We start from the raw sequence: 11136 nt of genomic DNA on the forward strand, positions 1-11136 counted from the left end.
GCATATTTATAAGCCGAAAGGAAATGTGGGCAGTATCGGATATTAAAATGAACTATCGTCTTTGTATTAGATGGTAGTATCCCTGCGTGTAAAATAGTTGACTCAGACGGTAGTCCGTTATCTATCCTCAGTTTCAGCGGATAGCCACGGTGAGCAACGATTCGATCCAATACTCTGATGACCCGCTGAGCCGGAATATTCAGGTCAATCTCTATGGCCAGTGCCTCACGGTTAAAATCATCCACCACATTGAAGGTCCGGAAGCGTCTGCCGCAGACCAGCGAGTCGTGCATAAAATCGATGGACCCGCTCTGGTTCATCGCCTCTGGCGTTGCCAGCGGAGCCGGATTACGCACCGGAAGGCGCTGTTTTCCCTTACGGCGAAAATTCAGTTTCAGCAGACAGTAAATCCGGTGAACGCGTTTATGGTTCCGGGCGTTACCCTGCCTGCGCAGCAACTGAAACAGCTTCTTAAAACCGTATCGCGGGTAGCGCTCCGCCAGTTCAGTCAGCACCTGGATCACCGGTTCATCACGCCGGGTATTGGGCTGATAAAAATACACCGTCCTGCTCAGCGATAATGTCCTGCACGCCTGGCGGATGCTCATGCCAAATTGCGCCGTCAGATAGCTGACGAGCTCCCGCTTTATCGCTGGTTTTAAAGCTTTTTTTCGATTACGTCTTTCAGAGCACGGCAAACATCTGTTTGAGACGGCGGTTTTCATCCTCCAGGTCTTTCATCTTTTTGATATCAGAGGCTTCCATACCGCCGTACTTTGCTTTCCAGTTGTAGTACGAGGCCTCCGATATTCCCGCCTCGCGGCAGACATCTTTAACGGTCCGGCCTGCTTCGACGGACTTCAGTACGGCAATAATCTGGTGCTCGGTGAATCGGGCTTTACGCATAGCGATCTCCTTCAGGAAACATATTCAGTATGTCCGAAGATCTCTAAAAGTGAATGGCTCTTTTTACAGGGATACTTACAAAACCAGTTACGCTATTGTCCAGCCCTGAACCGGGGTAAGAAAGTGGTGCGGCATATAGTTCTATATTCATGTAGAGCCATCTAATAAGTGGCCTCATCTCCGGTTGTCTTAACCGCTTCAATATAATGGATAATTTAATACTCCTCCCCTTACTAACAAAATCTTGCGATTGTCCTCGCATCATGGACAATGTTTAACCATGATGGTTTTATATCAACAAAACCAATAGTTTCATTTTAGTTACGGGATGGGGAATGGACAGCAATACTCAAGGATTCACTTCATACTGGCGTAATACCTTAGCTGATGCCGAGTCCGGAAAAGGGGCATTTGAGCGTAAAGATGAAGATTCATTCACACAATGGATCAACGTTGAACAAGGAAGGTTGGGTGAAGAGATCGTGCAATCGTTCTTTGAGGGCGAAGACGAACAGGTTAAAACCGTCGAAGTACTGTTACGGCCACAGGTATGGCTCCGTCAGCTGAAGCATGGCAAAGAGCGGACCGCGGGGGCTCCTGGAATCGTTACACCTTTGGTTACCTCTGCTCTCCTGAATCGCAAAGGTTTTTTGTTCCCCACATCCTCTTCCTCCATCCCCCGTGATCTGCTTGAGCCGCTTCCGAAAGGGACCTTTTCAATTGGTGAAATGTCTGAGTATGACAAATATAAAACCACCCATGATTCCATTACTATTACCCCCGGTGAAGATGATGGATTGCGTGAGGAGAATGATGAACAACGAGCGATACGGTATGCACGTTATCAACAGTTGTGGCAAAAGTACCTTAAAGATTCAGGTGAACTTTTAAAACATGTTGCCGGTAAATGGCTCGTATCTCGCGAGGAATATGAACAAGCTGGATATGGCTACATTATTAAAGCCAGCAAGTCTGGAGGTGCCAGCATTCATATCCTGCCTATGTACGATCATCTTCTGTCGTGCAAAAAAGAGGTCCCATTACTGACCCGTTTTGCTTCAAACGAGAGGTCTCCTGTTGAACCGCTCCTTGCCAGCAATGCCATGTTCAGTGACCGCCTGGGTCATTCCGGTGATAAATTTCCGCTGGCTGTGGCGCAGCGCGATGCACTTAGCCATTATCTCACTCAACAATCGGGCGATATTCTTGCTGTGAATGGTCCTCCCGGAACCGGGAAAACGACGTTGGTTCTTTCCATTATTGCTACTGAGTGGGCGAGAGCAGCGGTAAGTAAAACTGAACCGCCAGTGGTGATTGCGACATCAACCAACAATCAGGCCGTTACCAACATTATCGAGGCTTTCGGTAAAGATTTTTCTATTGGCACCGGGCCTATGGCTGGACGATGGCTGCCTGATGTAAAAAGCTTTGGTGCTTACTTCCCTTCTTCAGGTCGAAAGGCTGAGGCAGCAAAAAAATACCAGACTGAAGATTTTTTTAATTGTGTCGAATCCCTTGAATATATAGAAACTGCTCAGTATTTCTTCCTTGAAAAGGCAAGAAACGCTTTTCCGGCTAAGGAGTGTCATTCACCTGAACAGGTTGTGGATCTCTTGCATCAGCGTTTAGTGGAACTCTCTGCAGATCTTGAGCAAATTGAACCTGCATGGGACATCCTACACGCAATCCGCCTGGAGCGGATGGCCATCAGCGATGATCTCGAACAGTATATTCAGGATAAGAGAACGTTACTGCTTAATTGTACAAATGAAGTCTCATTATTAACGCAGGGAAAAACCCAGTGGGAACAATATCGGGCGAGTGAGTCGATTATGTTCGCTCTCTTCTCCTGGTTACCAGCCGTTCGCACTAAGCGTCATTATCAAATGAAGCTGTTTCTGGAGGCAACGTTTGGCGAAAGAATGACAGCATTCCAGGGTGTTCTGCCTGATGGAGTTGAAGCCTTTATCGATGGCTTGATTGCACAAGCGCTTAAAGAACAGGACGAATATCAACACCAAATTGATCTTGCTGAGGACATTTCGAGACTTGAAAGGGAAGCGGCAATACGCTGGCGTGAGATTACTTACTCACTGGGACATACGGGTGAAACAGAGTTGAACCTGCGTGAGGCCGATGAGCTGGCCGATACACAGCTCCGTTTCCCTGCATTTTTGCTGGCGACGCATTACTGGGAAGGCAGGTGGCTGATGGATATGGCTGCTATTGATAATCTTCAAAAAGAAAAAGGCCGGACTGGCGCGAAAAGCACAAAGGCGCGTTGGCAGCGCAGAATGAAGCTGACTCCCTGTGTAGTCATGACCTGTTTCATGTTGCCTTGCCATATGAAAACCAGTGAGTTTGTCGGCGGTAATAAGAGATTCGATGATAACTATTTATATAACTTTGCCGATTTACTGATCGTCGATGAAGCGGGGCAGGTACTCCCTGAAGTTGCCGCAGCATCTTTCGCACTGGCTAAGAAGGCATTAGTGATTGGTGATACAGAACAGATTGCCCCAATCTGGAACAGCCTGCCTGGTATTGATATCGGCAATATGGTTGAGGAGAATATTCTTCCGGGAGGTACGCAGGAAGAACTTACAGAAGCTTATGCTCTGGTGTGTGACTCGGGAAAAAGTGCTGCATCTGGCAGCGTTATGAAGGTTGCACAGTTTAACTCTTGTTACCAGTACGATCCGGACCTGGCCAGGGGGATGTACTTGTACGAACACCGTCGTTGCTTCGATAACATCATTGGCTACTGTAACACCCTCTGCTACCACGGTAAGTTGCAGCCCAAACGGGGGGAGGAAAAAGGGACAATATTTCCTGCAATGGGTTATCTGCATATAGATGGTAAAGGCATGCAGGCCAGCGGTGGAAGCCGTTATAACTCTTTTGAAGCTGAGACGATAGCTGCGTGGCTTGTGGCCAATAAAGAAGCGATTGAGCGTCATTACGGTAAGTCTTTACACCAATTAGTCGGAGTTGTGACGCCATTTTCGGCACAAGTTCGTACGATCAAATCGTCACTACGTAAGCTGGATATCAATTGTAGTGGTGATGAAAATTCCCTGACAGTGGGCACTGTTCATTCATTGCAGGGGGCGGAGAGAGCGATTGTAATTTTCTCTCCAGTCTATTCGAAGCATGAAGATGGTGGGTTTATCGACAGTGACAGTAGCATGCTGAACGTAGCGGTTTCACGTGCTAAAGATAGCTTCCTGGTCTTTGGCGATATGGATCTTTTTGAGATCCAACCCGGCTCCTCTCCCCGGGGACTGCTGGCAAAGTATCTGTTTGCTTCCGTTGATAGTGCATTACAGTTTGAGTTTCAGAAGCGGCAGGATTTAATTACCTCGCAAACGCAGATTTCAACACTGCACGGGGTGGAGCAACATGATGCTTTCCTGAACCAGACGTTTGATGCCATTAATCAAAGTATTACGATCGTTTCCCCATGGCTTACCTGGCAAAAGCTGGAACAGACAGGCTTTTTGGCGTCAATGTCCCGGGCGCAAGCACGTGGTATAGATATCACGGTAATAACGGATAAAACGTATAACACAGAGCATGCAGATTTTGAAAAGCGTAAAGAGAAACATCAGCGCCTGAATGAAGCAGTGGAAAGGCTGAATGACATGGGTATCACGACGAAGCTGGTCAACCGTGTTCACAGTAAGATTGTGATTGGTGATGAGGGGCTGCTCTGCGTGGGTTCCTTTAACTGGTTCAGTGCTACGCGCGATGAGAAGTATCAACGATACGATACATCGATGGTATACCGTGGCGAAAGTTTAAAAAGTGAAATTAAAACGATATCTTCCAGCCTGAAACAACGACAGTTGTAATACTCAAGAATCGTTTCCCGGTTTAACCTCAGAGACACCAGGTAGCATCGCTATTTAGATGTTATCTGGTGGTTATCCGGCTATAATTCTTAACTACAACTTTATAATTTTATTGTAATTAAGACGATGACCTGCCTCCGCTGATTAACAGACCCCGATGATAGCAATGTCTTCGTAAATCATATGTGGACATCCCTCCCTAAAAACGTTTTTTGACCAACAAATCATCAACATTTTCTGCGAAGCTTCAACTGGGATATTAGCCCTGGAGCTCTGTCGAAAGTAATGATGACAACCCCGAGGAGGCAAGACATATTCTTTAAATCAGATGCAATTATTGCGAGATGATATCATTTCAACTGATGCCCTGAACGAGAGAACGACTGCATAACTTATACGATCAGAGGCCACAGCCCCCTTAATCATAAAGCCAATAGCCCGCTTTTGCGGAAGCCACCAGCATTTGAATAGTGAGCGGCTGTGGTTCAACATAATGAAATCTATTTTCTTTTTTTCTGAGAAAATTCAGAGGGATGAAGGTTTCTTCGTTTGGCCAGTATTTTATAAATGAGAAATTCCGGCGTTCGACCTTAAATCTTTCAAAGTATTCTACCAGGATGTCCTCAGCGTCTTCCCATGCCCAGGGGTATTTACCCGTTGACAGGCTGGTCTCCGGGGTGAGTTTTGGTTTTCGGAAAAAGGGGAATACAGGGCTATTCCAGTTTTCCTCATACCAGGAAATAACCTCATCAGATGTATTTTGGTCGGGCTTCTCTACCGTATCCATGCGCCATATCCTTTTAGCGTGCAGGGTTAAAAGGATACCTGCATGGAAGGGGCTCAGCAATAAAAGCGGTGGCTGAAAAATGCTACCAGACCAAACATCAGGTAACCCTTCAGCCGCTTAGGTCCTCTCAAAAGCGTTCCCGCAAACCACTCGCAGTATCCTGGTTCCGGAAGCATTGGCTGGCTGTCATTAGCAGCAGATAGACATGATTAAAAGTATGCCGGTATTTTGTTGGCGGAGATCATTTTTCATCAGTAAAAAAAGAGCAGTCTGACACCAGGTGCTATAGTTAAGGTAAGAGGATGTCAGCCCGATGCGCGTATTCAATACTAAATGGTTCAGCCAGGCAGCTAAATCGCACGACATTAAAGATAGTGAGTTATGCCAGGCTGTCGAGGCGGCGATGCAAGGTAAGGCTGACGACCCCGGCGGGGGAGTTTACAAGAAACGGCTGAACCAGAATCGCGATCGCGCCATTATTCTGGCGAAAGGCGGGGAGCACTGGTTTTACACGTTCCTTTACGCCAAACAGGATAGGGCAAACATTGATAATCGTGAACTGGCCGGATTCCGTGAATTAGCAAAGCACTACGCTGCCCTTGCTGATAAGAAGATTACGGCACTGATAAAGAGTGAAGAACTGGTGGAGATTTGCCATGACTGCAAAAAGTAAATTCAGGAGTCCTGCATTTGAGGCTATCCATAGCGCGGCTTCCGGTTTATTCAGCGTCGATGCTATCCCGCAGGAAACGATGCGTAACTTTGATAAAGCGTGCCTTAATAACGTGGATGAGCTTCAACCCATTGAGATTAAGGCGTTGCGCGAGAAGCTCAACGTGAGCCAGCCCGTTTTTGCCAGCTACCTGAACACCAGTGTGTCAACGGTGCAGAAATGGGAAAGTGGTGCAAAGCGTCCTGGTGGAGTAGCGCTGAAGCTGCTGACCGTGGTGCAGAAGCATGGGTTGATGGGTTGAAGGTACTGGTTTAGTTATCCCGGCTTATCCTGGCAGAGTAGCGACATGATTTATCAGGTTCCGGGTAAGGGAATTGACCTTAAGACCATAGCCTGCCAGTGGTTCATTAGTCATCTGACATGGAGCGATGATTAATGCCAACGAGTTCTAATAGTATTATTTTCCCCTCTGATCAGCCCCTGCAGCCCGGACGTTTAAAACTGTCAGCTCCTGGCACCGGTTCAGGCTTTAGGTATTGCAGGGAAATATGCTTCCGCCCGGAGTCTGTAACTGCGGGTAACAGCAATTATACGTTACGGTACTCAGAAGAGAGTAATGGCCCAATCCGGCTAACGTTATGTCGGGGCTCTTGCTAATTGTATAACTATGTACTGCCCGGTGCAGCTTCCTGCAGGAATCTGAAAATCACGTACAAGTGACACTGCAGGATTTACACTGCAGCTAATCGCGGCATATTATTCACCGTGAAAACCCTGCCGGACGATAACACAAGGAGTGTGTCACGATGGTTGCACTACAGTTTCCCTTCACCTTGTTTAGAACCCAAAAATGGATGGACGACTACGGCGCCAGAGATATGCGCTGTGGAGATTTAACTGAAGAACAGTTAAAAATGGATTATCACCTCATCGATATTTCAGCCAGGGTTAACCCTTACACTCTGACGAAAATTACTCCATTTCATCAACCCCAGTCTATGTTTTATGGCTCCCGTGGGGTGGGTGAGAAAATTACCCCGCAGGTGTGCGCTGGGATCCTGTTTGATGAATTTCGTCACCTGTCACAATTTTTTTCTGTATATGGCCCTTACAGACATCTTATCGGGCAGATGATCACCCATATGCAAAACGGAAACGGTTCACCCTTCAGTAGTATGCTGCTGGACAGGGCGCTGAAGGAGCATATTGTTAATGACAGGACAGAGAACAGTACATTCGCACGATTAAAAGAAGTTATTAGTAAAAACATTGACTGGGATAATAAATATTATCCCGTTAGTGAAAAAGGGGGGCTAAAGAGGGCGATAACAGACAGTAAACTCCCTAAGTTTGATCGGTTTAAGGATAATTTCAATGGAATGGGTATCACTGTTCATGATACCTGGGCGACATACATAACTATAAAATCGCTGAAGATTAATAGTAACCATTACAGGGGCATGGTGAATTATAAAGTTCAGGATCACTTTGGCCTTGATGTTGACGATATTTCTAAACTCAGATTTAACCAGTTACGTTTTTTTCGTATCTGGTTTGTATTACAGAGATATAACCGGTTTGGTTTTAAACCTTTTATGACCAATATGGAAGCTACCATAGAAGTTACCGGATACCGATAGTGAAAATAAAGAATAAGAAAGCGATGGCCTTGCTCTTGCTGGCTGGCTGTGTGGCGGCGGGCTACTGGTGTTGGTTATGTCTTCGTCCGGTTGAGATTGTCGCTGTTCATGAAGAGGATAATCATGCCTCTGTTTTAGTTAAAAATTTCCCATTCACGGATAAAGGAAAAATAAACTGGTGGCTGAAAAATAAAAATTTCATGAAAGAAAAATATAATATTCCTAAACCCTCATCGTCAGGAAGTTTCACTATTATCTTCTGGCTTTTTGGAGATGGGTATCAGGAAGAAGGAAAATATGACAGGCGTTGTTTTGATGATATGAAAACGAAAGTAAATTGCATCGATAAGAATGCTGTGTTCGCTATCAGACAGTATAACGATGATGACGTTATCTTTGCTACTTACGAGGGCAGATACACGTTAGATAAGAACTCTAATATTATTAAAAATGAATGAGATGAGGATGATATCCCTGGCTCAGTAACAGCGTCGAAAGCATTTGTCTTGTTCTATTTACATCAGTCATGCGGAAGTGTTGTGGCCCGGCAATTCTGGATGCAAACAGTGTTTTTTTGCAGTGACCACCCGTGTCGCGCTTACCGCCTGGGAAATGGGATACTTCTGGAGGTAATCATGCGACAACTCAGCACATTATCCCTGGTTGAACGTTCTGCGCAGAACAGGTTCTCACAAACGCGTTCAGAAGTTTATTTTGAAGGGAACCCCTCGGATATAGTGGTGCAGGGAAAGGAGCTGGAAGCGGCTTTCCAGGTGGATGATGACAGATATTTAATCTTTACCACCGATGATGTTCTGTTTGAAGAATCGCTGATCATAACCCTGATCAGCCGTGAGTCTGGCATTATTGAGATAGCCCATCCTGGCGGTGAATACGCATCAGGCATATTTGAAAATGCTTTCTCAGAGGATGACAGTGTTCATTTTCAGTTCATCAATAAAGTAATATGGACTGTAAAAATCTCAACGGCACCACATTGGCGTGTTCCTTTCCTGTCAGATCCACGTGGAGTGAAGCGTTCTTGCGGATTAAAAACCTGTATGACTTTTTCAACGGTTCCGGTTTCTGAAAGTGTTAAATGAAGAGTGGGGATTTGGTTGGGGAAATACAAAAATTCAAATCGTCTATGATCATGTAAGACGAAAACTAATCAATGTGACTATGATGCCAGGACTTCATAAGCAAATAGCACTTCAATTCCAAGGGGAATCGTTGGCCGAACCTTACAACGGAGAGTATTCAAAGTCTGAAGTTTAGCTACGTTAATAATCCGTGAGACCTGGCAAGCCACTGGATACCCTTCTATGGAATATTATTTGTAATAAAGGATATGACTCAAATAATCCGAAAATGTCCTGTAAGTATAAGCTCATTACAAAGGAAGGTAATACGTTATGGTAAATTCCGGGATGGAAGAAGCTGTTTTTGAGTGGTATGATAATACTTATAATTGTAAGCCGCTTTTTTCTAAAGTGAAGCCAGAGTTAAGCCTGGAAACGAGTCTTTCAACAGGAAAGTATCCCTGGGCAAGAGAGACGGGTGATGAAATCATGAATGACTATTTTAAACGATTTAATGTAGATGATAGTAAATTTGATTTTATAGCGTACTGGCCTTATGAAAAAGGTTTTCTGCCTAATTTTCTGCGTCCTCGTTCCCAAAAAGTTCCGGATATTGAACCAAAGCCTTTAACACTCCGAATGCTGGTCGAATCAGCAAAATCCGGGTACTGGCTTTTTTATTAGTTGGATTAAATGCTGCTGCTTCGCAGAAATGAGTGTTACTGAGGTAGTTTCTGTTTTGAAATTACCAGGGGTTAACAGGTCTGGAATGATTTTAATGGGATGGGTATCACTGTTTATGACACCCGGGTAACGCACATCATTCTATGTTCACTGCAGATTAAGAATGACTGCTACCGGGCTGTCGTACAGGATCACGTAAGCTTTCAACCCTATATGACCAATATGGAAGCTACTGTTGATATTATAGGTGAGGGCAATTTTAATTAAAAATAAGAAATTTATTTTTGCAGTATTACTGATTGGTTGCGTGTTAGCGGGGTACGTCCTGTGGTTGAGTCTGCGTCCCATCGGGATCGTGGCTGTTCACCAGCGTAATCACTACAGCGATATTTTGGTGAGAGATTTTCCGGTAACAGAAAAGGGGAGGATTCATTGGTGGCTGAAAAACAGAGGGATGCTTACAGGGAAGTTTGACATACCTAAACCCGATGAAAATGGTTTTTATTCTGTCATTTTCTGGGGTTTCGGTGAGGGATATAAAGAAACCGATGGTAATGACAGACTCTGCTTTGATGATAAGAAAACAGAGATAAATTGCATAGATAAAAATTCTCTGATGATGGTGGTGTACAGTAAAAATACAGGCTTGTATTTTCGAATGAGCAGCGGGAAGTATTATCTAAGAGATAACGGTGTAATGGAGAAGAGAAGATACGAGTAATTTTCCTGTCGACCAGTGTCAGTCATGAGAGGCGAGAGAAGCATTTATTCAGGTTATCATGAAGAGGATAAAATCGGCATCGACTTACTTTATGATATTGGCAGCCTAATCATTCGAAGCTAATCCTCAGTAGCTTTTTGCGCGGCAGGTGGTGCTGTAAAAAATGGATATTCACTATCTGCCACTTAAAGATAATTTTTATCTGTTCAGAACACTGAATTAAGTCCGGAAAATCACAGAGTGCTGGCTGATGGCACATAACCGCCAGCGGCCTTATAACTTCCTCAGTAACCTGACACCTGAAGAATACTGGTTGATGGCTGAAAAGCCGGAACCTTCAAAAGTGTCCGGAACCAATACAGGGATGCTTACACTGACGTCTATGTGCGATCCGTTTCATTATCCGAAAGCGGATATCGTGGTTCTGAACGGTAATCGCTGGGAAATCGAGCATGGCTTCAGGGAGATGAAGCAGCACATGCTGAATAATGAACTGCTGCTGAGAAGCAAAAAGCCGGAGCTGGTACAGCAAGAATTGTGGGGAGTGGCACTGGCGTATAATTTACAGTGCGTTATGGTGGCTCAGATGGTATATAGCCTTAAAAATATAGAGCCTCATTAGCTGGGCTTTAAGCAGGCGGCACTGTATCTGACCGGGCAACTGAGTCTGTTGCCGGCGGTTGCACAGGGACGAATACCGAAGATGATAAATGAAATAATGGCGATGGCGGAAAGCTTCGTATTATCTATCCGGCGGCAAAGTCATTATCCAGTGTTGGTAAAAAAGAA

At 45.0% G+C, this 11136-nt stretch carries 9 protein-coding genes and 3 pseudogenes; 10 read left to right on the plus strand and 2 right to left on the minus strand.

Annotation, left to right across the window (positions count from 1 at the left end):
* Positions 1–113 precede the first annotated feature (113 nt).
* Positions 114–906: pseudogene (locus JK223_RS08140) on the minus strand (IS3 family transposase); the annotation flags it as partial.
* Positions 907–1241: 335 nt separating this feature from the next.
* Between JK223_RS08140 and JK223_RS08145 the strand changes: the two are divergent.
* Entirely contained in the window at positions 1242–4760 is a 3519-nt protein-coding gene (locus JK223_RS08145) for an AAA domain-containing protein (protein WP_212713692.1), read from the plus strand.
* Positions 4761–5178: 418 nt separating this feature from the next.
* Here the strand turns inward: JK223_RS08145 and JK223_RS08150 are convergent, their stop codons facing one another.
* Positions 5179–5547, minus strand: a complete 369-nt coding sequence (locus JK223_RS08150; protein WP_212713693.1) for a DUF1493 family protein — start codon at positions 5545–5547, stop codon at positions 5179–5181.
* 313 nt (positions 5548–5860) lie between these two features.
* On the opposite strand from JK223_RS08150, the gene JK223_RS08155 reads away from it, so the two are divergent.
* The 9 genes and pseudogenes from JK223_RS08155 to JK223_RS08195 all read left to right on the plus strand — a co-directional run.
* Positions 5861–6220, plus strand: coding sequence for a type II toxin-antitoxin system RelE/ParE family toxin (locus JK223_RS08155; protein ID WP_212713694.1), 360 nt, complete (start codon positions 5861–5863; stop codon positions 6218–6220).
* Positions 6204–6521 (plus strand): DNA-binding transcriptional regulator, encoded by a 318-nt coding sequence (locus tag JK223_RS08160; protein ID WP_212713695.1) that lies wholly within the window; start codon positions 6204–6206, stop codon positions 6519–6521. The genes JK223_RS08155 and JK223_RS08160 overlap by 17 nt, the downstream gene beginning before the upstream one ends.
* A 505-nt stretch (positions 6522–7026) precedes the next feature.
* Positions 7027–7860, plus strand: a complete 834-nt coding sequence (locus tag JK223_RS08165) for a YPO3983 family protein (protein WP_212713696.1) — start codon at positions 7027–7029, stop codon at positions 7858–7860.
* A complete protein-coding gene (locus JK223_RS08170) occupies positions 7860–8318 on the plus strand; it encodes a DUF943 family protein (RefSeq protein ID WP_212713697.1) in 459 nt (152 codons plus the stop codon). Before JK223_RS08165 ends, JK223_RS08170 begins: the two co-directional genes overlap by 1 nt.
* A gap of 177 nt (positions 8319–8495) precedes the next feature.
* A complete protein-coding gene (locus JK223_RS08175; protein WP_212713698.1) occupies positions 8496–8963 on the plus strand; it encodes a hypothetical protein in 468 nt (155 codons plus the stop codon).
* Between the two features lie 327 nt (positions 8964–9290).
* Positions 9291–9626 (plus strand): DUF1493 family protein, encoded by a 336-nt coding sequence (locus tag JK223_RS08180; RefSeq protein ID WP_371813085.1) that lies wholly within the window; start codon positions 9291–9293, stop codon positions 9624–9626.
* An 84-nt stretch (positions 9627–9710) separates the two neighbouring features.
* Positions 9711–9893 (plus strand): annotated as a pseudogene (locus tag JK223_RS08185) (DUF3289 family protein); the annotation flags it as partial.
* Positions 9883–10347: a DUF943 family protein gene (locus JK223_RS08190; RefSeq protein WP_212713806.1), complete on the plus strand. Its 465-nt coding sequence runs from the start codon at positions 9883–9885 to the stop codon at positions 10345–10347. The pseudogene JK223_RS08185 and the gene JK223_RS08190, both read left to right, overlap by 11 nt.
* Before the next feature lie 193 nt (positions 10348–10540).
* Positions 10541–10969 (plus strand): annotated as a pseudogene (locus JK223_RS08195) (transposase); the annotation flags it as partial.
* Between the last annotated feature and the right edge of the window lie 167 nt (positions 10970–11136).

The organism is Tatumella sp. JGM118 (assembly GCF_018257515.1).
Lineage (GTDB): Bacteria > Pseudomonadota > Gammaproteobacteria > Enterobacterales > Enterobacteriaceae > Tatumella > Tatumella terrea.